Raw genomic sequence first — 22,128 nt, 5'->3', positions numbered from 1 at the left:
GGCCGCGTTCCTCCCCGACCTCGCCGGCTCGCTGAACAACCTGTCGAATCAGCAGGCCAATACCGGTGACCGCGCGGGGGGGCTGGCCAGTATCGAAGAAGCAGTCCAGATCCGACGGACGCTGGCTGACGCCAACCCGGCCGCGTTCCTCCCCGACCTCGCCGGCTCGCTGAACAACCTGTCGAATCAGCAGGCCAATACCGGTGACCGCGCGGAGGCGCTGGCCAGTATCGAAGAAGCAGTCCAGATCCATCGGACGCTGGCTGACGCCAACCCGGCCGCGTTCCTCCCCAACCTCGCCACGTCGCTGAACAACATCGCGTATCGCATGGTTGAGGCAGACTGTGAGGACGACCTGGACCGTGCATTGTCCGCTGGATCGGCGGGCTTGCGGGCGGGAGTCCGGGCTGAATGCGCCTTGGTTTCCGTTCGGTTCCACCGCTCACGCGGCAACCACAGCAAGGCAGCGGCCGGCCTGATAGTTGCTGCGGAGACCGCCGATCAGGAGGATGACGCCGCGTGGCGCGGTCGAGCGCGGCGGGCTGTACGCGCCGCCGTCACACAGGCACCCGAGGCGACGGATACAGACCCCGGCGTTGCGGCGCTACCCGCTTGGGCGACGCATCCGCTACCAGACGAACAGGTGGCGCTGTTTAACCGTTGGCTTGCTCCCCATGCGTGGGAAGGGCAGGAACGCTTCCTGCGCGAGGAGTTTGCACATCTGCAGTCACCGGCGGTGAGAGCGGCGCTCGATCTCGCTTGCTCGCTCTATCCGGAAGTTCGAGCGCTGGCCGAACTCCAGTCCCTCCTGGATGCGATCGAGGAGGGCGGTCTCGATCCCGTCCTGGAACGCGAAAGGACCGGGTATGCGCGAGTCGACCTGGTAAGACGTTGGCTGGAAACCCCGACATGGACTGAATCCCGGAACTTCATCCATCAGCATCCGGACCTCGCCGATGATCCAGCGATCATCGAGGTGCTTCAAACAGCCGGTGACACGCCGACAATCCAGCAGCACCTCGGGATTCTGGTACTCGGACAACGGACATCGCTCGATGACGCCTATGACGCCGTCGTCGACATCACGGCCGCAGCCGATCTGGCCATCGCCTTCATCGAGGCCCTTGACGCCGCCGCCATCGCCGCGTTGTGGGCGGCTTCTCCGACCCTGAGCCGTGTCCCGTTCATCGCCGCCTTCGTCGGCGCCCTCATGACCCTCTGGCAGGACACCACCGGCACAGGCGACTCGTTGGAGGTGATGAGGCGCGCCGCGGACGAGGCCACCGCCGCCCAACGCGAGGTCGGTGCGGCGCGGCTCCGCCGCCTGGCCCGCAAGCAACCGGAGCGAGCCGAAAGCTACAACGACCTCGCCGCCGTCCTAGAAGCAGCCCAAGGCGGAACGGATAGGCCGAACGGCGGAGCATGACCTCCGAGCGGGGCGTCCTTCCGCTCACGGCGCTCCGCCAGCTCAACAACCTAGGCCGCCTCATCCGTGCCTCACTCACCGAAGGCGAACGCGACCAGGCCGTGGCGCTCGCACTCACCGAGGCACGCCGCTACCGCGGCGACGGCTACGCCTGGGACGTCATAGCCGTAGCTCTCGGACTGCCGGAGCCGGAGATCAAGGAATGGCTCTTCAACGACGCTCCGAAAACGGTCACCCCACCGCAAGAACCACCCACGACGACGATCGACCTCACGACGTGGACGCCCCCACGCCCCTCATCGTCGCAGCAAAACATGTCGATGCAGGTGTCCCAATCCTTCTCGATCTCCCAGCCCGCGCACTTCAACGCCCAGCACACGGTCACCGACCGCACGACGGCCGTCGAACGCCGGGAAGTTCTGGTGATCTCCGGTGACCCGCGGCCCGGCGGCAACTTCTTCGGCCCCGAGGTCGCCTCCATCCGCACGGCGCTAGGCCCCGACCGTTTCCAGGATCTCACCTGCCCCGACCTGTCGGAGATCACACCCGCTCTCATCCGCTACCGGCCAGCGGTCCTGCACATAGCGGCGCACCACGAGAACGGCGGCGTCGTCCTCTCCCGCGACGGGAGGCCGCTATGGACGGACCACCAAATGCTGGCGCGACAGATCCGCCGCGCCCCGGCCCATCTGAAGCTCGTCGTGCTGAGCATGTGCGACGCGACCGCCCTGGCGGCACGCCTCGCATCACCGAGCCTGGCAGTCATCGCCTGGCCCGACCAACTCCACGACGACTACGCCCGCGAATTCGCCGAGCCGCTCTACCGGCTACTCGCCGCAGGAACCACCCTCACCACGGCCTGCGCGACCGCGTCCGACTGTGTGACCAGCCGCTGGCCGGACGTCACAGCGCCCCACCTCCATCACCCCACAGCGCATCGGCTGTTCTGACAACGAACCAGACCGCAACAACGATCAACTCGACGACCGCGGTCCGCACCAGAGAACCCGCTCTTTCGCCACAACGCGGCCAGGCGCCGGCCGCCGCATCAGATCACACTGATCCATCGCTGCCCGAGCCCACATCCCACGCACTCCGAATCTCACCTTCGCAACTAGTTCAAAGGCAGAGGTCGGTACGGTTGAGGGCCCGCTCGGGACTGTTGTCGGTGTTGAACGCCCGAATGCGCACGGCGGGCCGTGCTGCTCCCTCACGGCGAGGAGGCCGTCCTGAACGTCCTGCCGCTCGATCTGCCCGGCAAGGTCCGGCTCCCTGTCCGCCCAGCGGTCGCGGCCGCAGCCGCTCTCTCACCAGCAGCCGACGGCAAAGCTGAGGAGTCGGTCGGCCGCCTCCCGAGGACCGCTGGATCGTCCCGGCACCGATGCGTTAACCGAAGGACGCGCTGGAAGTCGCGCCAGTTGAGCTGGTCCGACTGACTGTCCATGCCCAGCTGGGACGCACACGTTTGCGTGAAATCAGAGGGTTGCGGAGTGGCGCACTAAAACGCAAAGCCCGCCACCTCCGATGTCGTCGCAGGTAGCGGGCTGTCTGTGCACCCGAAGGGATTCGAACCCCTAACCTTCTGATCCGTAGTCAGATGCTCTATCCGTTGAGCTACGGGTGCTCGTCCCGGTGGGCCGGGAGGTTTGTCGCGACGGCGAGTCTAGCAGGCTCGGGGGTGGTGTCCGGGCCGTCCGGTCTGCGTGGCGACGTCCACCAGTGTAGGGCATCGCGGCGGGCGGACGAGCCATGCGGGTGGTCGGCGGTGGAGGGAACCGTCTGCGAAGTTTTGGCGCCGAAGGGGTATTCGCGACGGGATTGGCGGTCACGGTCTAGTCTCGTCCGACGTCCCGACCCCCCATTCAAGGAGACTCCCATGCGCTTGTCCGCCAGCTCCCTGGTCGGCGCCCTCATGGTCGGCGGTGCCGTGCTCGGCGCCACGGCCTGTGGGCCGATCGACTCCGTCACCGGCGGTGGTGCCAAGAAGTCCGCCTGCAACAGCATCGAGTCGACGCTCCGGTCGCTGACGACCGTCAGCACGCCCGACCTCAGCAACCCGACCGCCAGCGCCACGGCCAACGCGCAGAAGTACTCGGACGCGGCGGCGAAGATCCGCAGCGCTGGGCAGGACGCCGGCGGGGACGTCGAGTCCGCGGCGGGCGCCTTCGCTACCGACCTGGAGAGCACCGCCAGCACGCTGCGGAGCCTCGGGTCGGGCAACCTGTCCGGCGGGACGAGCGGGCTTCAGTCGCTCGGCCAGATGCAGCAGCACGCCCAGGACCTCGGCAAGGCCTGCGGGTTCAGCGGAACAGGGTTCCGGTTCGGCTCCTGAGCCCGCACCGGTCGGCCCCGGCCGGGAGCGGCCGGGGCCGGTGCCGCCTGCCTCCCGAAACGCGCTTTGCCGGTTGCCGCGCGTACCGGTAGCCTGTGCTGAGCCCTCGGGCTGCAACTGGAGGATTCGCCTAGTCCGGTCTATGGCGCCGCACTGCTAATGCGGTTTGGGTTCACGCCCATCCGGGGTTCAAATCCCCGATCCTCCGCTCATGATCAGGGCCTCCGCTCCTCGCTGGAGCAGGGGCCCTGTTCGCTCATCGGTGTCGGTCGCAGTTCACCGGTTTTCGCCGCGAAGGACGAACCGAGGCGGTTCCCCGCTTCCTGGACGAGCTGCGAAGCGATCACCGAGTAGTACTCGGTGGTAGTCACCTGCGCGTGTCCTGGCATCTTCTGGGCGGCTCGTAGGTCGATAGCCCGGGCCGCCATGAGCGCTCCGGCGGTGCGCCTCGCGTCATGGGACTGCTTCTTGTGGACACCAGCCTCGTTGGAGATCGCCTTCCGCTTCTCGGTCCGGTCCAGCGGCGAGGCGCCTGGCTGGCTGGGGACCACATCCCAGGTCGCCCATTCGCCTGCCTTCGCCCATCAGCTTCCTGGTCGAGCTTTCGCTAGCGGAACTCGGGACCATCGCGAGCGAACAGCCGATCGGAGCCTTGGAAAACACACCCTACCTGCCGAACTCTACGACGCCATCGGCCAGTAGCTCTTCTCCACGGCCATCTCATCGACCCATGACCCGGACACAGACGTGACCACGTCTTTGCAGGCTTTGACTGGCCCGTTGCTCCGCGCAGACAGAGGTTCAGCTTGATCCCTATCCGCGACACCAGCCTGTCGTCGGCCCCCTCGCCGGGTTGGCGCAGATCGACTCATTGGCCGTCCCCCAACCCCGCGTTGTGCACGTGGTCACTCGGCCTCCAATTCCGCAGACCCTGGACACCGGCAACCTCAAGACGATCCCTGAGGCCGGCAATTCTTACGGCGCGCATCTGCTCGCGGACCCTGGCTTCGACCTCACCGCCCCCGGCAGCCGACACAAGCAGGCTCAGTAAATTGTGTCGAAAATACCGGAACACCCGGCCGGATTTATTTTGCCGATAGGAGCGCAGCTTTGCGCACACCCAGCGGTTGACTAGGGAGGCGCCCGGCAAGGCCGTGTGCGCGGCGAACGTCCCGGTTATCCATGTCTCGGAAGAGTCTTGACTGTTCTCTTCGCAATTCCCTCGCGGAATCCGAGAGGTCAACACGGGGATACAGTACCCTGCTAATAGTATTGACTGAAAGAATTCAGGTCGGGCTGGTCGAACGAGTACCTGATTACACCCTCAAGCTGGGCGATCCTATCGGCGATTATTGAGATCTCACCGACGGCCTCAATCCCGCTCGCCCGATTTCTCGCATTCCGCGATCTATTGAACATGTCGGTAGCCGTTTCGCGCAGAACATTCATTGCCACCGTAAGGCTTGAAAGCATTTCATTGCAGCCAACCGTCTGCCAATGACGGCTTCTATTTACATCGGTAACCATTTCGTATGCCGTGGCTATATTGTCCATAATTGGATAAGTTGCACATCTGGCCACTCTTGGACTTCTGTATATTTCTCGAAGCTGAAAAGCCAGGGCATCTAGCGCCGCATCAACCTCGTCGGTCGCGGTACCCTCCCGGCCGGCAGTCGCGTCAGTTGTAGGTACCTCCTGGTCATGGCATTGAGTGGTAGTTCCCGCATGTCCCTCTTGTCGGGCTAGTGCATTCCAGCCCGCGTCGACGTCGATCTTTTCGTCAATTAGCAAGGAAAGTTCATGCTCGCACTTTTTCCAATCATCGGGAAGGTCGTCCGGCATGCGTCCCAAGTTGCTGCGGGGTTCGTACTCGCGAGCCATCTACTCGCCCTCTGATTGCTCGGCGAGGAGTGTCCTCAGCTTTCTTCGCCCTTTCGCAATGTTCTGTCGTACAGCAGCAGGGTCGACTCCGAGTTCTTTAGCTATTTCCTTAGGTGAAAACCCATCGAACGTCCAGGCCAACGCTTGTCGCTGCTTGAACGGCAGTGACTGCAAGGTGGCGCACACCAGCATTTCCTCTCTCGCGGCTTCGGTGCGAGTGGCCACATCGTCAAGCAGAGTCGTATCTGGCACCTCTGCTATCGGCTGCGGCGCAGGGCGCCGGTAGTACTCGCGCAACGCCACTTTCCGGAGCCACGCTTTCGGATATTCAATCTCCTCCCACATGACGAAAGCCTCGGCGAACGCTGTTTGTACCGCATCTCGCGCTTCGTCGACATCTGTGCTTCCTGAGCATTTCAGTACATGGCGCACCAAGCCTTTGAACTCCAGTTTGTAGAAGGTCTCCATGTCGACGCGCTGGGGAGGGTGGCCTCCGGAGCGGGGATCGGGCGGTCGACCTGAAGGGCTAGTCGGCTTCCCGGGAACGCGTGCGACGACCCGGGACTCCCGCTCACCGCTCATCGGTGGCACAAGTTTCGCCATGTCCCGGCTTGAGGTGGATCACTTGAACGATGAGAACGACATCCTGACGGCTACGGCAAGCCCCGATGCGACGGAATCCGGCTCTGGGCGAGCGGCGAATATCGAGGATCACGCTCGTCGCCGCCGCGATGAGTGGGGGAAGGCTCACCAGAAGTTGGGGCCAGTGGGGCATCATTGGCTCATGTCCTTGAGGGCATCGCTTGTGGAGCGGGCACTCAGTAGTGCTCCGAGCGAGGCTCCGCGTGACCTTCCCCGCCGCGTTCGTTTCGAGAAGGCGTCTGGTTCGTATCGGAGTACTCAACGTCGGTGTACTGGCTGTGATCGTCGCACACGTGTGTACGGGTTGGTGCCTGTCTGCTGTTATGAAAATTCTCCGGTCGGGGTCTGGTCTAGAGGGATTTTTGCCGCTACTGGCCCGGATGGTGATGGATCTTTCCGTTATTTCGTGAGTCTCGATGGTCACGACGTTCCATCGGATTCGCTAGATGTGTTACCCGGCCGTCCGCTGGCCTGGAGAAGCGGGCGGCCGACGAGGTCGGCGACGGATGCACCAAGCTGCTAGCGAACCCGCGCATTGTCGGACGCGTCTCGACGGATCGGGCGCGCGACTCGTTCCGGGGGGCGTCCCGGTCGCGAGGGTCCCCAAAGCGCAGGTTGGCGGGTCTGCGGCCTCGGCCTGGATCGGCACAGCTGTGCGGTGTGCCCGGTAGGCGTGTCCAGAAGTACGTGGGTGGGGTCTTTGGTGTGACTGGGGGCACAAAGTGGGGGGCGGGAGTTGTGTGTTCGAGTTATTGGAATCAGTGTCCACTTACTCTAGGGTTGCGTGGCCGTCATCCGGACGGTGTCGGGGGATGACGAAGGGTTCCGTGTCGATGTCCACCAGTCTTCGCCGCGTCGTGCGGTCGGTGCTGGGCTCCTGCGTCGGCGTTGCCATCGTGGCGACCGCTCTGCAGGGCACTGCTCAGGCCGCGCCTGCCGATGTTCAGCCGCCGGGTCAGGATGTGTTTTATACGCCGCCGTCTCCGCTTCCGCAGGGGAAGCCGGGGGACGTCATTCGGTCGCGGCAGTCGCCTTATCCGACGTTCGGGGACGCCAAGGCTTGGCAGGTGCTTTATCGGTCTGAGTCGGCTACGGGGGAGCCGATCGCGGTGTCTGGGACCGTCGTCGTGCCTACCAAGGCTTGGACGGGCAAGGGGAAGCGTCCGCTGGTGACGTGGGGGGTCGGTACTCGGGGGCTTGGGGACGCTTGCGCGCCGTCCTACACGCTCGCTACCGGGCTGGATTATGAGGCGCTGTTCATTGCGGACGCTCTTAGCCGTGGGTGGGCTGTGGCGATCACCGACATGCAGGGGCTTGGGACGCCCGGTCAGCACACGTATGAGGTGGGGCAGTCGCAGGGGCGGGCCGTCCTGAACATCGCGCGTGCGGCCGAGCGGTTCGGTGAGACGGGGATCGCCGCGGACGCGCCCGTCGGGATCATGGGCTACTCGCAGGGCGGGACGTCCGCCGGCTGGGCCGCGCAGCTCGCCGCGTCCTACGCGCCGGACCTCCAGGTGAAGGGGACGGCGGCGGGCGGCGTCCCGGCGGACCTGCTCGCGGTCGCCAAGAGCCTCGACCAGGGGCCGTTCGCGGCTCTCATGTACATGGCGGCGGTCGGTTATGACGCGGCCTATCCCGAGCTGAACCTGCAGAAGTACCTGAACGAGAACGGCAAGAAGCTGCTCGCCGACACCAAGGACATCTGCCTGGTAAGCGTCGACATCGTCCCGGCCCTGTTCAACACGGCCTTCAAGAAGATCAGCGACTTCACCACCACGAGCCCGCTGGACCAGCCCGACTGGCAGGCGCGGCTGAAGGAGAACCGGCTCGGCGGCACCGCGCCGTCCGCGCCGGTGTTCCAGGCGCAGGCCGTGTTCGACGAGATCATCCCGTTCCAGCAGGCCGACACGCTGCACAAGGAGTGGTGCGCCAAGGGCGCCAACGTGACCTGGAAGACCTACCTGTTCGCCGAGCACGCGCTCGGCATGGTGCAGAGCGAGCCGGACGCGATGACGTTCCTCGCCGACCGGTTCGCGGGCAAGCCGGCGCAGGGCAACTGCGCCGCTTGATCCGGCGCGTGGGGGGCGGGTCCCGCCCCCCACGCGTCAGTCCCCGGAGACGACGTTCTTCGCGGCGGGCCGGACGATCCGGACGGGCTTCCCATAGCCGTCGAAGTCGAGCGTCCCGTCCACGCTGTTGCCGAGGCGCAGTACGTACGGCGGGCCCTCCAGCGCGACGTAGAGAATGTTGGCGGACTTGTCGGCGATGGCGATCGCCCGCCGTCCGGCGACCGTCATTCCCCCGACGTGCCGGACGTCGCCCGTTGGCTTCAGCAGGGCGTCCACCATCGCGGGGAGGCTCGTCAGCTCGGCCATCTCCTTGAAGTCCTTGGCGGTGGCCTTCGTCCTGACGAACTTCCCGCGCAGGAGTTCGGGGCCGTTCTTCCCGGCGGCGGCGACGTAGAAGGCGTCGTTCCCGCTCAGGTAGAGCGTCGAGCCGAACCGGCGGACGTCGATCCGCTGCCGTCCGATTCTGATCGAGCCGGACGACGTCCGCTCGTCGGCGAAGCGGAGGTCGAGGCGGATGGTGTCGTGCCCGTCCCGCGTCGTCCCGTGCAGGTGCAGCGACCCCGCGGCGCGCGTCGCGGCGAGCGCGCGGGCGAGGACCTCCGCTGCGGGGAGCCGGTCGAGGCCGTTGGTCGTCGGTGACGCGGCGGGGGCGGCGGTCGTGCCGCTCTCGCACGCGGCGGCGAGGGTGAGGACGGCCGCGCAGGCGACGGCGACCGGGATTCGCATGGATCTGTCCTGTTCTGGGGCGCTTGTGAGTCCCGGTGATTATGGTGGGGGCGCATGGAGGACTTTGATCAGGAGCGCGAGCGCCGCCGGGTGGAGAGCGACCTGGAGACCGCGACGCTGAACGTCCGGCTGCTCCTCCAGCAGGCGTTGCAGTGGTGGAACTGCCTCCAGGTGGACGAGCCGACGCCCGAGCGGCAGCGCATCGGCGCCGGGACGGTGAAGGCGGTGAACCTCGCGCTGAACGCGCTGCACCACGTCGAGGACCTGCTGTCGCCGGAGCACCTGGTCGACGGCGACGTCGAGCAGGCCGAGCGCCTGATCGAACCGCTCGGCGAGTACCGCGCCCGGCTGCGGGCCGAGCTGGAGCGCGTCGAGCCGCTGCTGCGCGAGCAGGCCGTCCGGGCGGTCGGCGCGGGGCTGAGCCGGGAGAAGGCGGCCGAGGTCGCGCAGGTGCCGCCGGAGACGCTGGACGAGTGGACGGTCAGCGCGTCCAGCCGTTGACCTCGACGCGTCCCCCATCGGCATCGAGGGCGTCGGTCAGCGTGTCCAGCCGTTGACCTCGATGCGCCCGGTGTTGCCGAGGTCGACGCCGCCGGACACGGCGAGGACGTGCGGCGGTCGGCCCGGCGCCGGGACGACCTCGACGTAGGGCGCGTTGACGGCCGGGTCCGTCCCGGACGTGACGGTGTTCCGCCAGATCAGGGAAAACCGCGCCTTCTCCCCAGGTCGGAGCGTCAGCGCACGCGACCGGGTGCCGTTCACCCTCGTCACCTGGACCGGGCGGCGGCGGGCGTCCAGGAGGCGCAGCGCGGGCCGTCCGTCCAGCCGGTACGGCCCGCGTCCGCAGTTCAGCAGGGTGATCGTGAGCCCGCGCGTGCCGAGCGCGGCGTCCACGAGACCGGCGGACAGGCTGGCCCCGGTCGCGTCGCACGGCGTCCACGTCGGCGCGGGTGTGGACGGCAACGGAATCGGCGTGACCGGCACCCCGGGCGTGACCGGCACCCCGGGCGCGGCCGGGACCCCGGGCGCGGGCGTGGACGACACTTGGGGCGTGGACGGCGGCCGGGACGCGGCCTGCTCGGCGGCGCACCCGGCCAGGACCAGCACAAACGGCACAAACATCAGCAAACGCACCGGCCGAGCCTATGACCCGCTCGGCACCTCCAACGCACCCGAAAGAGCCTACGACCCGCTGGACACCTCCGGCGTCGCGCGTCCGCGCAGCAGGATCTCCCGCCAGTCCGCCCGCCCGGCCGCCGGCACCGCCATGAACTCGGCGACGAGCGCGGCGAACCGCTCCGGATCGTCATGATGCGGAAAGTGCCCGGCGTCCGGAAAGATCTCCAGCCGACTCCCGGGCAGCGCGGTGTGCGCGACGTGCGCGTGCCGCACCGGGATGATCGGATCCCGCGCCCCCCAGATGACCAGCGTCGGCAGCCCCCGCGCCAGATAGCTCCGATCCAGCATCGTGATGGCCTGCCCGCGCAGGTCGACCCCGGCGCGGATCGTCCGCAGGAACGCCAGCCGGGCCGACCGGTCGGCGAACCCGAGGTACCGGCCGTGGACGTAGTCGAGGTCCCCGCCGAGCCCGGCCCCGCCGAAAGCGCGCAACACCGGCAACGCGGCCCGGACGGCCGCGCGCACCGGCGGCGTGGTCAGCAGCGAGAGACCAAGCCCGGCCCCCGGCCCGGTGACGAGCCGGAACGCCGGATGCACCTCGCGCCCGAGCCCGGCGCTGCCGACGAGCGCGAGCCGTTCGCAGCGCTCGGGGAACTGGTAGGCGAACTGCATGGCGACGCCGCCGCCGAGCGAGTGCCCGACGACGCTCACCCGGTCGACGCCGAGCGTGGTGAGCAGGTCGCGCAGCCCGCACGCGAACGCGCCGATGGCGTAGTCGGCGCGCGGTTTGGCGGACGCGCCGTGCCCGAGCAGGTCGGGCGCGATGACGGTGTGCCTCTCGGCGAGCAGCGGCAGCACCGACGACCAGGTGGCGGAGCTGTCGCCGATGCCGTGGACGAGCAGGAGCGGCGGCCCGTCGCCGAGGATCCGGTAGGCGCGGCGGTACCCGTGGATGTCCCGGAAGTGCAACATGCAGGCAGATTCCGGGCGCGGTGTTTCGTCCGTGCTTCCCGTCGGTGACCGGCATGTAAGCGGAAAAAACCCTACTTGGCAGGATATTTGCCGGAAACAAAGGGCACCTACGCTCGCGTGATGGGCGACCGCGCGGATGTGATGGCCGTCGGTGTGGAGGAGGAGTTCCACACCGTCGATCTTGAGACGCACCGGCTCCTGCCGCGTGCGGACAGTCTGCTGCAGCAGCTTCCGGCCGAGCGGTTCGGCGCCGAGCTGCAGCGTTCGGTGGTGGAAACGAACAGCCGCCCGTTCCTGCGGCTGTTCGACCTCGCCGAGGACCTGGCCGCGCTGCGGCGCGGCGTGGTGGCGTCGGCGGAGCCCCTCGGGCTCGGGATCGTCGCGGCGGGGACCGTCCCGGTCGTGGATCTGGACGCGCTCAAGGTCACGCCCGACCCCCGCTACGAGAACATGCTGGAGGAGTATCAGGCCCTGGCGCGCGAGCAACTGATCTGTGGCGCGCAGGTCCATGTGGACGTCGGGGACCGCGAGCTGGCCGTCGCCGTCGCGCAGCGCCTGACGCCGCGCGTCCCCGTCCTGCTGGCGCTGTCGGCCAGTTCCCCGTACTGGCTCGGCACCGACACCGGCTACGCCAGCTACCGGACGCTGCTGTGGAGCCGCTGGCCCACCGCCGGGCCGATGGGCCAGTTCGCGACCGCGGACGAGTACGACGCCCTGATCGCCGACCTCGTGAAGTCCGGCGTGATCAGCGACCCCGGGATGATCTACTTCGACGTGCGCCCGTCCGCGCACCTGCCGACCGTCGAGCTGCGGCTGTGCGACGCGTGCCCGCGCGTCGAGGACGTGGTGCTGCTCGCCGGCCTGTTCCGCGCGATGGTCATCGAGGAACTGGACGCGATCGACGCCGGCGAGCCCTGCAAACCGCCAAGGCCGGAGCTGGCGCGGTCGCTGACCTGGCGAGCCGCGCGCGCCGGGCTGGCCGGCGAACTGGTCGATCCGGACGCGCGCACCCCGGTCCCAGCGCCCGTGTACGTAAGGCGCGTGGTGGACGCGCTGCGCCCGACCCTGGAACGCACCGGCGACTGGGAACTGGTGACCGAGCTGACCGACGCGGCGCTGTCCGGCGGCGGCGCGGCGGCCCGGCAGCGCGCGGCGTACGCCGGGAGCGGGTTCGACGGCGTCCTGGACCTGCTGCTCGCCGAGACCCGCGCGCACACCGACTGGGCGCCCGACGTCGGCCCCGGTCGGCCGCGCGTGGAGGCGATGCTGCGCGGCTACGACGCGTCCGCCGACGAGGCCGTGGTGTTCGACGGGACGGCGCGCGGCCCCTACGGCCTGGTGCTGAACGCGCTGGAGCGGCTCGGCCCGGACGGCCTGAACGAGCGCGAGAAGCTGCGCGACGAGGTGCAGCGCGGCCTCGGCATGACGTTCCACGTGGACGGCGAGAAGGAGCGGCTGTTCCCGGTCGACGTGATTCCGCGCGTCATCGGGGCGCGCGACTGGACGTGGTTGCAGGACGGGCTCGTCCAGCGCGTCCGCGGCCTGGAGGCGTTCCTGCGGGACGCGTACGGCGAGCGGGAGGCGGTGCGCGCCGGGATCGTCCCGAGTTGGGCGCTGGACGAGGCGCCCGGGCTGCGGGCCGAAGGCGCGCTCGTCCCGGCGGGGACGGTCCGGTGCGCGGTGGCGGGCATCGACCTCGTCCGGGACGGCGCGGGTCGCTGGTCCGTGCTGGAGGACAATCTTCGCGTCCCGTCCGGAATCGGATACGCGCTGGCGAACCGGTGGCTGTCCGCGCGAGTGCTGCCCGAGCTGATGCGGGCGCAGCCGACGGCCGGCCCGGCGCGCGCGATCAGCGTGCTGCGGGCGGCGCTGGCGGGCGACGCGGCGCTGGTCACGGTCGGCGAGAGCGACGCGGCGTTCTTCGAGCACCGGCTGCTCGCCGACGAGATGGACATTCCCCTCGTCACGCCCGACCAGCTGCGCGTGGACGACACCGGCGTGTACGCGGGCGGCCACCGCATCGACGTCCTCTACCGCCGCATCGACGAGGACGAACTGTACGGCGCGTGCCCGAACCTGCTGGCGTCGGTACAGCGCGGATCGGTACGGCTGGCGAACGCGCCCGGCAACGGGGTCGGGGACGACAAGGCGCTGTACGCGTTCGTCCCCGACCTGATCCGCTACTACCTGGGCGAGGAGCCGATCCTCGCGAACGTCCCGACCTACCTGTGCCGCGACCCCGACCAGCGCGAACGCGTGCTGGACGAGATCGCCGACCTCGTCGTCAAGCCCGTGGACGGCTACGGCGGCGCGGGCGTCCTCATCGGCCCGGACGCGACGGCCGCCGAGCGCGAGGAGGCGCGGGAGCGCATCCGGGCCGAGCCCGCGCGGTGGATCGCGCAGGACACCGTCCGGCTGTCGACGCATCCGACGTTCCACGACGGGCGCCTCAGCCCGCGCGTGGTGGACCTGCGCGCGTTCGTCACGCAGGCGCCGGACGCCGCGCCGGAGGTCGTGCCGATCGCGCTGACCCGCGTCGCGCCCGCGGGCAGCCGGGTCGTGAACTCCTCGCGCGGCGGCGGGTCCAAGGACACCTGGCTGGTGCTGTGAAGGGCGGTTGCGCATGTGCGGGCTGAGCGGTGAGGTGCGGCTGGACGGCGGCGTCCCGGACGTCGCGGCGGTCGTGCGCATGGCGTCGGTGCTGGAGCCGCGCGGGCCGGACGGCGCGGGCTCGTGGTCGTCCGGCCGGGTCGCGCTGGCGCACCGCCGACTGAAGATCATCGACCTGTCGGAGCGGGGCGCGCAGCCGATGGCGGACGCCGCGCTCGGCCTCACCGGCGTCTTCAACGGCTGCCTGTACAACTACCGCGAGCTGCGGACGCTGCTGCGCGACGAGGGGTACACGTTCTTCTCCACGTCCGACACCGAGGTGCTGCTGAAGGCGTACCACCGGTGGGGCCGCGACTGCGTGGACCACTTCAAAGGCATGTTCGCATTTGCCGTTGTCGAACGGGACACCGGAACGGTCGTCCTGGCCCGCGACCGGCTCGGCATCAAGCCCCTCTACGTCACGCGGGACGCGCAAAGGCTGCGGTTCGCGTCCACGCTGCCCGCGCTGCTGGCGGGCGGTGGCGTGGACACGTCGCTGGACCTTGTCGCGCTGCATCGGTACATGACGTTCCACTCGGTGGTGCCCGCGCCGCGCACGATCCTCGCGGGGGTGGAGAAGCTGCCGCCGGCGACCGTCCGGACGATAACCGCCGACGGTCGTATCGAGGACCGTTGTTACTGGCGTCCCGATTTCACGCGTTCCCTGGACGGCGTGGAGTGGGTCGAGGCCGTCCGCGAGGCGCTGCGCGCGGCCGTCGCGCGGCGGATGGTCGCGGACGTCCCGGTCGGTGTGCTCTTGTCCGGCGGGCTGGACTCCAGCCTCATCGTCGCGCTGCTCGCCGAGGCCGGGCAGCGGGACCTCGCGACGTTCAGCATCGGGTTCACGGCGGCGGGCGGCGAGTCCGGGGACGAGTTCGCCTACTCCGACCTCGTCGCGGACCATTTCGGCACCGACCACCACCAGATCCGCGTGGACGACGCCCGGCTGCTGCCCGCGCTGCACGGCGCGGTCGCGGCGATGAGCGAGCCGATGGTCAGCCACGACGTCGTGGCGTTCTACCTGCTGTCGCAGGAGGTCGCGCAACACGTCAAGGTGGTGCAATCCGGGCAGGGCGCGGACGAGGTGTTCGCGGGCTACTCCTGGTACCCGCCGCTGGCCGACGTCCCGCGCGCCGAGGCCGCCGACGCGTACGCGAGCGTCTTCTTCGACGCCCCGCATTCCGAGCTGGCGGCGCTGCTCAACCCCGCCTACCTGCTGGAACGCGACGCGGCGGCCGAGTTCGTCCGGTCGCACTTCGCGGAACCGGGCGCCGCCACGGCCGTGGACGCCGCGCTGCGCCTCGACACGACCGTCATGCTCGTGGACGACCCGGTGAAGCGCGTCGACAACATGACGATGGCGTGGGGCCTGGAGGCGCGCACCCCGTTCCTGGACCACGAGCTGGTCGAGCTGGCCGCCGCCTGCCCGCCGGAGCTGAAGCTCGCGTCGGACGGCAAGGGCGTGCTGAAGGACGCGGCGCGCGGGCTCGTCCCGGACGCCGTCATCGACCGGACGAAGGGGTACTTCCCGGTGCCCGCGATCCGGCATCTGTCCGGCCCGTATCTGGAGCTTGTCCGGGACGCGCTGACCGATCCGGCCGCCAAAGCGCGCGGTCTCTACCGCCCCGAGGAGGTGGACCGCCTGCTGGCCGCGCCGGACGAGCACCGCACGACGCTCGGCGCGAGCCGCCTGTGGCAGGTCGCGTTGCTGGAATTGTGGCTACAGTCGCATGGCGTCTGAGTGAGGGAGGTCTGGCGATGTGCCGGCATTTCGCGTGGGTGGGGGCGCCCAGGAATTTGCACGCCCTCTTCTACGAGCCGTCCTACGGCCTGGTGGAGCAGGCGCGGCTGCCGCGCTGGCAGCAGGTGGGCCTGGTCAACAAGGACGGGTTCGGTGCGGGCTGGCATGGACCGGACGGCCGAACGACCGTCTACCGTACGACCACCCCGATCTGGGACGACACCGAGTTCCCCGCCCGGTCGCGTGAGCTTTCGGCGTCCTGCGTGCTCGGCGCCGCCCGCGCGGCGAGCCCCGGGATGCCGCTGGAGCGGGCCGCGAACGCCCCGTTCACCGACGGACGGCTGCTGTTCAGCCTGAACGGCCAGTTCGACACGTCCGCCGTGGCGCCGCTCGTGCCGCCCGGCGTCGTCCCCGAGTCCACCGTCGACTCGGCGCTGCTCGCCGCGCTGCTGTGGCACCGCGCGACCGGCCCGCTCGACGCCGTCGTCGAGAACCTGCTCTACGACATCGTGGAGCACGACATCGCCGCCTGCCTGAACCTGATGGTCACCGATGGGACGCGCGTCGTAGCCACCACCTGGGCAGAGACGCTCTGCTACCGGCGCGAGGACGACGGCATCCTCGTCGCCAGCGAACCCCACGACGACGGGGACGGCTGGATCACCGTGCCCGATCGGTCGATCGTCGTGGCGGACGCGGGGTCGCTGACCGTCCGTCCGCTCCGCGCGATCGTCGCGGCGCCCGTCGCGCTGCCCGGCGAGGCCGTCCCCGGCTAGGACGGCAGGTCGTCGGGCGTCAGGGTGACGAGCTGGTCGCGGCTCGGTTCGGTGCCGGACGCGGCGAGGTGTTCGGTGCGGCGGGCGTGGGCCGTCACGGCGGCGCGGAACAGCTTGTCGATCTCGCGGCCGTTGCCCTGGCGGTAGCGCGCGGCGTCGGCGGCGAGGTGGCGGCGGAGGGCGGCGACCGTTTCGTCCGGGACGACGTAGTCGGCGGCGCGGGCCTTGTCGGCGAAGATCTGCGTGAGGCCGTCGGCGTCGTAGGGGGCGAAGGTGAGCGTCCTTGCGAAACGGGAGGCCAGGCCGGGGTTGGATGCCAGGAACTCTTCCATCTCGGCCGTGTAGCCCGCCGCGATGACGATCACCTCGTCGCGGTGGTCCTCCATGAGCTTGACGAGCGTGTCGATGGCTTCGAGTCCGAAATCGTGGCCCGTTCCCGCCGGGCGCGACAGCGTGTACGCCTCGTCGATGAACAGCACGCCGCCGCGCGCCCGCTCGAACACCTCGGCCGTCTTCTGCGCGGTGTGGCCGACGTACTGGCCGACCAGGTCCACGCGCGCGGCTTCCACCACCTGGCCTTGGGCGAGGACGCCGAGGGCCGCCAGGAGTTCGCCGTAGAGGCGGGCGACGGTCGTCTTGCCGGTGCCGGGCGGGCCCGCGAAGACCAGGTGACCGGTGATGGCGTCGGCGTCCAGGCCCGCGCGGCGGCGGCGCCTCGCCGAGTCGAGCAGGGCGAGGAGGTCGTTGATCTCGCGCTTGACGTCGTCCAGGCCGACCAGCGCGACCAGGCGTTCCAGCACGGCCGCGACCTGGTCGGCGTCGCGGGCCTCGCCGAAGCGGGCGGCCAGGCCGGACGCGACGTCCAGGTCCTCGGGCAGCAGCAGCGTCAGCTCCTCCACCGACGGGTCGCCCTCGGCGAGCCGCTGCGCCTGCCGTTCCACCGCCGCCTCGTAGACGCGGCGCGCCTCGCGTCCGTTGCCGAACCCCGCGTCCCGCCGGACGCCCGTGAAGTGCCGTGCGACGGCCGCGCGGGTCTCGGGGGCGAGGCGGTAGCCGTCCTTGACGGCGTGGGCCTCGGTGATGTCGGCCAGCTCGTCGGGGGTGTAGTTCGCGAAGTCGATCGTCCTGGAGAAGCGGGAGCGCAGGCCCGGGTTGGCGGCCAGGAACTCGCGCATCTCCGCCGAGTAGCCCGCCGCGATGACGACGACCTCGTCCCGGTGGTCCTCCATGAGCTTGACGAGCGTGTCGATGGCCTCGCGGCCGAAGTCGGGGCCGCCGCCGGCGTTCCGGGCGAGGGCGTACGCCTCGTCCAGGAACAGGACGCCGCCGCGCGCCCGGTCGAACGCCTCGCGCGTCTTGATGGCCGTCCCGCCGACGTTGTCGGACACCAGGTCGCCCCGGCTGACCTCGATGACCTGGCCCTTTTCGATGACGCCGAGCGCTGAGAGCAGCCCGCCGTAGAGCCGCGCGACGGTCGTCTTGCCGGTGCCGGGCGGGCCCGCGAAGACCATGTGGCGGCTGATCGACGGGCCCGGCGGCAGCCCGGCGCGGCGCCGTCGCTCGGCCACCTTCTGGAGGTTGACGATCTTGCGGATCTCCTGCTTGACCGACGCCAGGCCGATCATCGCGTCCAGTTCGGCGAGCCAGCTTCCGGTGGGTTCGGCGTCGTCGGTCTCCTGGTCGCCGGTGGCGGGGACGGTTCCGGTGCCCGTCTTGACGTGCCGCTCGGTCTGTTCGCCGCCGATGCGGTCTGGGCCGCCGTTGCCGTGGCTGACGAGATCGATGCCCTGGAATGTGGCGGTCGGCGCTACGACCACGCCGCGATCGGTGTTGCCGACGACCGAACAGTTGTGCAGGGTGACTTCCGCGTCGTCTTCGACGGCGACGCCGTAGACGCCGTTGTCCTTGAAGGCCGTGCCGGTGGCGGTGAACCTCGCCCCGCCGACGGCGCGCAACCCCATCTCGCCGGCGCCGGTGACCGATCCTCCGCTGACAGTGCCTTGGGCGTCCTCCACGACGATCCCATGCGTGGCGGTGCCGCGGACTTCACAGTCCTCGAAGACGGCCGTCCCGTGGTCGGAGACGCACAGCCCGGCGCGGCGCCCGCCCTCGGCGAGGACGCGACGGGCCGTCAGCGAGCCGCGCGCCGTCACCCAAACGGCCTCAAGCCCGGCATCCGCGACGCGACTGTCCTCCAGAACAGCGGTCGCGTTGTCCCTGACGACGAACGCGCAGACGTCCGATTCCTCCATGGACGTGTTCCGGACGGTCGCCTCGGCGCGGTCGTCGATGAGGATCGCCGCGTGCCCCGGCCTTGCGACCGTGCACTGCTCGATGATCGGCCGCGAGCCCTCGGTGACCCAGATGCCGGACGCCCCCGCGTCCAACACCCGGCACAGCCTGACGGTCACCGCGCTGCCGGTGCGGAGCGCGATGGCGTTGTCGCGCGTGCCCTGGACGACCGAGTCCTCGATGATCCCCGTAGCGCTGGAGTACACGACGGCGCCGTCGCTGATGGTGCAGCCGCGCAGGGCGACGGACGCGCCGTCCCACACGCTCACGGCGACCGTCCCGGGACGGCTGACGAACTCGCACTGCTCGGCGAACACGTTCCCGCCCGGCACGCGCAGCGCGCTGCCCTCCTCGCTCCAGTTCCGCACGGTGAGCCCCTGAAGCGTGACACGCCCCGCGAGCCGCATCGTCACACCGGTCGCACCGTCCAACGTCACCGTGCCGGGCCCACCGACCGCCGTGAGAATGAAGTCGGCATCGCTCTGAAACCCGGTGCCCGGGTAGTGCCCCGGCTCGATGAAGATGTGCTTGCCGCGCGGGCCGTACGGGGGAAGCGGGGCCTGAAGGGCGTCCAGAACCGTGCGGAACGCACGGGGAGCGGTACGCGAGACGACCAGACGCAGCAATCCGCCCTCCCATCCTCAACGCCCGGCCTTCCGGGACTTCTCATCGTCCCACCCGTGACACCATCGGCGCGAGGTCCCCGCCACCGAACGGCCCCGCGCCGCGCGGGACCGTTCGGTTCACCGCCCGGTCAGCTCAGCTCGGTCCGGAGCGCCTTGATGGCCGCGGTGGCGTCGCCGCCGAAGTAGGTGCGGATGACGCTGTGCAGGACGGCGCGGGCGCGCGGGCTCGGCTCGGGCTCGGCGTGGTTGTCGTCGGCGCCGGCGTCGCCGGTCTTGAGCAGGCGGTGGATCTCGTCGGCGTGGTAGCGGCGGTGCCCGGACGGCAGGGTGATCGGGTGCAGCGTCCCGGTCCTGGCCCAGCGGGTGACGGTCTTGGGGTCGACGCGGAAGAAGTTCGCGACCTCCGCCGGGGTGTAGAGGGTGGGCTGCTGCGGTTCTTCAGGCTGCTTGGCCATTGGTTCTCGATTTCTCTCAGGGAACGGCCTGCGGGCCGGGCGCGCGGCCCGCAGGGGGGTACAGGGCGGATGGCCGCAGCCGTCACGCGGGATTCAGCCGCGCGGCCTTCTCGTCCTCGTGCGCCATGAGCGCGGCGAGCCCGTCGCAGTCGGCAGCGACGACGACATAGAGCAGCCCGGCCTTCTCCTGGGCGTGGCTGAGCGGACGACGGAGGCGGCACGTCCACGTCCCGTCACGCGAGACGTAAGGCTGCAACCACCGCCCCTCAGGCTCGCGATACCCGGGCAGAGGCTCCCGGTGGTCGATACGCCGGACGCCGTCGCGCCACTCAGACGCGCTCACCCGGCCACCGCCGGACGCCCGCCGAACAGCGACCGGAAGAAGTGCCCGGCCCGCCGAGGCTGCCGCACCGCGCCCTCGTCCGGCCGCCGCTGAGCGCGGACAGGAATGTGCGGCGTCATGGCAGGCTCACCCGTCCGGCCCACGACCGGCGTCACCTGGACGAACGTCGCCTGGATCTCCTGCTGAATACCGAGCGCCGTAGGACGCTCGATGAGCCGTCCGTCCAGGAACGCCCACCAGGACCCGGTGTGCTTCCCACGCCACACGAGGACAGGGGACGCGGTCAAACTGCGCCCGTACGCTTCAAGGCCGCGAGCGGCCACATGCGGTTCCGCCGTGGGATCACTCCACGGCGGAAGGTCATCTACGCTGTGCATCGGGTCGGACCTCCCTGTCCGATCAAGACTCCGGAGCCCCCGGTGCTCGAACACCGGGCCGGAGCCGCTCTTTGGGCCGGGCCGTCGCAGACGCAACCTGCGGCGGCCCGGCCTTTTCCGTCTCGTACGGAATGCGGGGACGGATCCCTCGATTGGCCCGTGCAGCCCGCTTCACCTCGGTAAAGATGGACGAGCAGCGCGGCTCCTCAGCTAGGATCCACCTCACTAGTGCGCGACGCTAGCACTTGTGCGCTACGGAAGTGGCCGTCTCCGGCCACGATGAGTCATGTTTCTGACTAGGGATTCGGACCATGCCGAACGAATACGGACCAACTGCCCGGCACCGGAGACTCGCCGCCGAGCTGCGCCACCGCCGCGAGACCGTGGGCCTGACCCCCGAGCAGGCCGCCAGCACGCTGGGCTGGCACAGGACGAAGCTCGTCCGCATCGAGACCGCTGTCAACATGCCGAGTGTCGCCGACGTCGAACGCATTTTGGACACCTACGGCGGCGGCGATGCGGTCAAGGCCACGCTCCTCCAACTCGCCCGGGAAATCCGGACTCGTGGCTGGTGGACGAGCTACGGTGACGCGATTTCCGGCAGCTACGGAGAACTCGAAGACGCCGCCGACCGCATTCGCTCATGGCAGACGGAAGTCGTGCCAGGTCTGCTCCAGCATGAGAACTACGCACGGACGCTTATCGAAGGCGAGAACAGCGACCAGGCCGAGGTCGACCGGCGGTTGAGCGCCCGCATGAAGCGGCGAGCCCTGCTTTCGCTTATCAATGCCCCTAGCCTCGACGTCGTCCTGGCCGAAGAGGTCCTGCGTCGCCCAGTAGGTGGCCCGGCCGTGATGGCTCAGCAGCTCCGCGCGCTCCTAGAGGACGCCGCGCGTCCGAACGTGAGTGTTCGCGTCGTACCGATCTCGATCGGCTATCGGCCGAACCTGGGCTTGGGATCGCTGACCTTGTTCGAGTTCGACGCGGCCATTGAACTGGACACCGCGCACGTCGATGCCATGAGCGGCGAGACGTACGTGGAGGACATAACTCAGGTCAGGCGCTGTACGTTTGAGTTGGACCGCATCAGCGGTGCAGCCCTGTCCGCCGATGACTCGGCGGCGCTGATCGCCGAGATCGCCAAGGAGTTCCAGTCCCATGACGCGTAGCCTCCCCCCGCTCACCGAAGCTGTGTGGCACAAGAGCAGCCACAGCGGAAGGAGTAGCGACGCCTGCGTCGAAGTGGCCGACAACCTTCCGGGCGTCGTCGGTGTCCGCGACTCGGTGGACCCGAACGGCCCGGCGCTGGCCGTCACCCCGGCGGCCTGGCGCTCGCTGACGACCCAGATCAAGGCGGGCGCGCACACGCTCTAGCCAGCGGGTCGCCGGAACGCGAAGGAGCCCAGCCCATGAGCAACCTTCCTCCGCTCGCCAGCGCGGCGTGGCGCAAGTCCAGCCACAGCGACACCGGGGCTGACACCTGCGTGGAGGTGGCGACCAACCTCCCCGGCGTCGTCGGTGTCCGCGACTCGGTAGACCCGAACGGCCCGCGTCTCGCCGTCGCACCAGCGGCTCGGCGCTCGCTGACGACCCAGATCAAGGCAGGCGCCCACACGCTCTAACCCCCGCGCACCGCACACGAAAGAGGCCCCGGGACACCACCACACGTCCCGGGGCCTCTTCCGTCCCGCCCCCTTGGCGG

The 22,128-nt window shown here is 69.4% G+C and carries 20 protein-coding genes, 2 tRNA genes and 1 pseudogene; 12 read left to right on the top strand and 11 right to left on the bottom strand.

Annotation, left to right across the window (positions count from 1 at the left end; translation table 11 throughout):
• On the top strand, window positions 1-1,426 hold a 1,426-nt coding region (locus GQ466_RS23770), incomplete at its 5' end, for a tetratricopeptide repeat protein (RefSeq protein WP_161105204.1).
• Window positions 1,423-2,376, top strand: coding sequence for a hypothetical protein (locus GQ466_RS23765; RefSeq protein WP_161105203.1), 954 nt, complete (start codon window positions 1,423-1,425; stop codon window positions 2,374-2,376). The genes GQ466_RS23770 and GQ466_RS23765, both read left to right, overlap by 4 nt.
• A gap of 601 nt (window positions 2,377-2,977) precedes the next feature.
• Here GQ466_RS23765 and GQ466_RS23760 read toward each other — a convergent pair.
• A tRNA-Arg gene (locus GQ466_RS23760) sits at window positions 2,978-3,050 on the bottom strand.
• A 252-nt stretch (window positions 3,051-3,302) separates the two neighbouring features.
• Between GQ466_RS23760 and GQ466_RS23755 the strand changes: the two genes are divergently transcribed.
• Window positions 3,303-3,758: a hypothetical protein gene (locus GQ466_RS23755; protein WP_161105202.1), complete on the top strand. Its 456-nt coding sequence runs from the start codon at window positions 3,303-3,305 to the stop codon at window positions 3,756-3,758.
• A 119-nt stretch (window positions 3,759-3,877) separates the two neighbouring features.
• Window positions 3,878-3,966 (top strand) — tRNA-Ser (locus GQ466_RS23750).
• Between the two features lie 7 nt (window positions 3,967-3,973).
• Here the strand turns inward: GQ466_RS23750 and GQ466_RS33180 are convergent.
• The 3 genes from GQ466_RS33180 to GQ466_RS23735 form a co-directional block, all read right to left on the bottom strand.
• The gene (locus GQ466_RS33180) at window positions 3,974-4,309 is read right to left on the bottom strand and encodes a tyrosine-type recombinase/integrase (RefSeq protein ID WP_161105201.1); all 336 of its coding nucleotides are present in this window, start codon (window positions 4,307-4,309) and stop codon (window positions 3,974-3,976) included.
• A gap of 712 nt (window positions 4,310-5,021) precedes the next feature.
• The gene (locus GQ466_RS23740) at window positions 5,022-5,600 is read right to left on the bottom strand and encodes a hypothetical protein (protein WP_161105200.1); all 579 of its coding nucleotides are present in this window, start codon (window positions 5,598-5,600) and stop codon (window positions 5,022-5,024) included.
• A 39-nt stretch (window positions 5,601-5,639) separates the two neighbouring features.
• Window positions 5,640-6,107 carry an RNA polymerase sigma factor gene (locus GQ466_RS23735; protein WP_161105199.1) on the bottom strand — a complete coding sequence of 156 codons (468 nt, stop codon included), beginning with the start codon at window positions 6,105-6,107 and terminating at the stop codon, window positions 5,640-5,642.
• A 986-nt stretch (window positions 6,108-7,093) separates the two neighbouring features.
• Here GQ466_RS23735 and GQ466_RS23730 point away from each other — a divergent pair.
• Complete coding sequence (locus GQ466_RS23730) at window positions 7,094-8,350, top strand: lipase family protein (protein WP_337193601.1); 1,257 nt, start codon at window positions 7,094-7,096, stop codon at window positions 8,348-8,350.
• 36 nt (window positions 8,351-8,386) lie between these two features.
• Here GQ466_RS23730 and GQ466_RS23725 read toward each other — a convergent pair whose 3' ends face one another.
• Window positions 8,387-9,076, bottom strand: a complete 690-nt coding sequence (locus tag GQ466_RS23725) for a hypothetical protein (protein WP_161105198.1) — start codon at window positions 9,074-9,076, stop codon at window positions 8,387-8,389.
• Between the two features lie 54 nt (window positions 9,077-9,130).
• Here GQ466_RS23725 and GQ466_RS23720 point away from each other — a divergent pair, with 54 nt between their 5' ends.
• Entirely contained in the window at window positions 9,131-9,577 is a 447-nt protein-coding gene (locus tag GQ466_RS23720; protein ID WP_161105197.1) for a hypothetical protein, read from the top strand.
• A gap of 36 nt (window positions 9,578-9,613) precedes the next feature.
• Here GQ466_RS23720 and GQ466_RS23715 read toward each other — a convergent pair whose 3' ends face one another.
• Together GQ466_RS23715 and GQ466_RS23710 are read right to left on the bottom strand one after the other, a co-directional pair.
• Window positions 9,614-10,192, bottom strand: coding sequence for a DUF4232 domain-containing protein (locus tag GQ466_RS23715; protein WP_161105196.1), 579 nt, complete (start codon window positions 10,190-10,192; stop codon window positions 9,614-9,616).
• A 66-nt stretch (window positions 10,193-10,258) separates the two neighbouring features.
• On the bottom strand, window positions 10,259-11,167 hold the full coding sequence (locus GQ466_RS23710; protein ID WP_161105195.1) for an alpha/beta fold hydrolase: 909 nt from the start codon (window positions 11,165-11,167) through the stop codon (window positions 10,259-10,261).
• 120 nt (window positions 11,168-11,287) lie between these two features.
• Here GQ466_RS23710 and GQ466_RS23705 point away from each other — a divergent pair, with 120 nt between their 5' ends.
• Genes GQ466_RS23705 through GQ466_RS23695 form a run of 3 tightly spaced genes read left to right on the top strand, consistent with a single transcriptional unit; the run spans window position 11,288 to window position 16,333 of the window.
• Window positions 11,288-13,777 carry a glutamate--cysteine ligase gene (locus tag GQ466_RS23705; RefSeq protein WP_161105194.1) on the top strand — a complete coding sequence of 830 codons (2,490 nt, stop codon included), beginning with the start codon at window positions 11,288-11,290 and terminating at the stop codon, window positions 13,775-13,777.
• 13 nt (window positions 13,778-13,790) lie between these two features.
• On the top strand, window positions 13,791-15,557 hold the full coding sequence (locus tag GQ466_RS23700) for an N-acetylglutaminylglutamine amidotransferase (protein WP_161105193.1): 1,767 nt from the start codon (window positions 13,791-13,793) through the stop codon (window positions 15,555-15,557).
• Between the two features lie 17 nt (window positions 15,558-15,574).
• Window positions 15,575-16,333, top strand: a complete 759-nt coding sequence (locus GQ466_RS23695) for a class II glutamine amidotransferase domain-containing protein (RefSeq protein ID WP_161105192.1) — start codon at window positions 15,575-15,577, stop codon at window positions 16,331-16,333.
• Here GQ466_RS23695 and GQ466_RS23690 read toward each other — a convergent pair.
• From GQ466_RS23690 to GQ466_RS23675, 4 genes and pseudogenes are all read right to left on the bottom strand, one after another.
• The gene (locus GQ466_RS23690) at window positions 16,330-19,251 is read right to left on the bottom strand and encodes an AAA family ATPase (protein ID WP_161105191.1); all 2,922 of its coding nucleotides are present in this window, start codon (window positions 19,249-19,251) and stop codon (window positions 16,330-16,332) included. The genes GQ466_RS23695 and GQ466_RS23690 overlap by 4 nt on opposite strands.
• Before the next feature lie 275 nt (window positions 19,252-19,526).
• Window positions 19,527-19,706 (bottom strand): annotated as a pseudogene (locus tag GQ466_RS31930) (helix-turn-helix domain-containing protein); the annotation flags it as partial.
• 82 nt (window positions 19,707-19,788) lie between these two features.
• The gene (locus tag GQ466_RS23680) at window positions 19,789-19,962 is read right to left on the bottom strand and encodes a hypothetical protein (protein ID WP_237418264.1); all 174 of its coding nucleotides are present in this window, start codon (window positions 19,960-19,962) and stop codon (window positions 19,789-19,791) included.
• A gap of 83 nt (window positions 19,963-20,045) precedes the next feature.
• On the bottom strand, window positions 20,046-20,315 hold the full coding sequence (locus GQ466_RS23675) for a hypothetical protein (RefSeq protein ID WP_161105189.1): 270 nt from the start codon (window positions 20,313-20,315) through the stop codon (window positions 20,046-20,048).
• Window positions 20,316-20,737: 422 nt separating this feature from the next.
• On the opposite strand from GQ466_RS23675, the gene GQ466_RS23670 reads away from it, so the two are divergent.
• From GQ466_RS23670 to GQ466_RS23660, 3 genes are read left to right on the top strand one after another with little or no spacing between them, the layout of a single operon-like run.
• Window positions 20,738-21,595 carry a helix-turn-helix domain-containing protein gene (locus GQ466_RS23670; RefSeq protein WP_161105188.1) on the top strand — a complete coding sequence of 286 codons (858 nt, stop codon included), beginning with the start codon at window positions 20,738-20,740 and terminating at the stop codon, window positions 21,593-21,595.
• The gene (locus GQ466_RS23665; protein WP_161105187.1) at window positions 21,585-21,800 is read left to right on the top strand and encodes a DUF397 domain-containing protein; all 216 of its coding nucleotides are present in this window, start codon (window positions 21,585-21,587) and stop codon (window positions 21,798-21,800) included. The genes GQ466_RS23670 and GQ466_RS23665 overlap by 11 nt, the downstream gene beginning before the upstream one ends.
• A gap of 35 nt (window positions 21,801-21,835) precedes the next feature.
• Window positions 21,836-22,048, top strand: coding sequence for a DUF397 domain-containing protein (locus GQ466_RS23660; protein WP_161105186.1), 213 nt, complete (start codon window positions 21,836-21,838; stop codon window positions 22,046-22,048).
• Window positions 22,049-22,128 lie beyond the last annotated feature (80 nt).

Origin of the sequence: Actinomadura rayongensis (assembly GCF_009831215.1) — a bacterium.
In the GTDB taxonomy this organism is placed as follows: Bacteria; Actinomycetota; Actinomycetes; order Streptosporangiales; family Streptosporangiaceae; genus Spirillospora; species Spirillospora rayongensis.
This window is presented reverse-complemented; position numbering and strand designations above follow the sequence as displayed.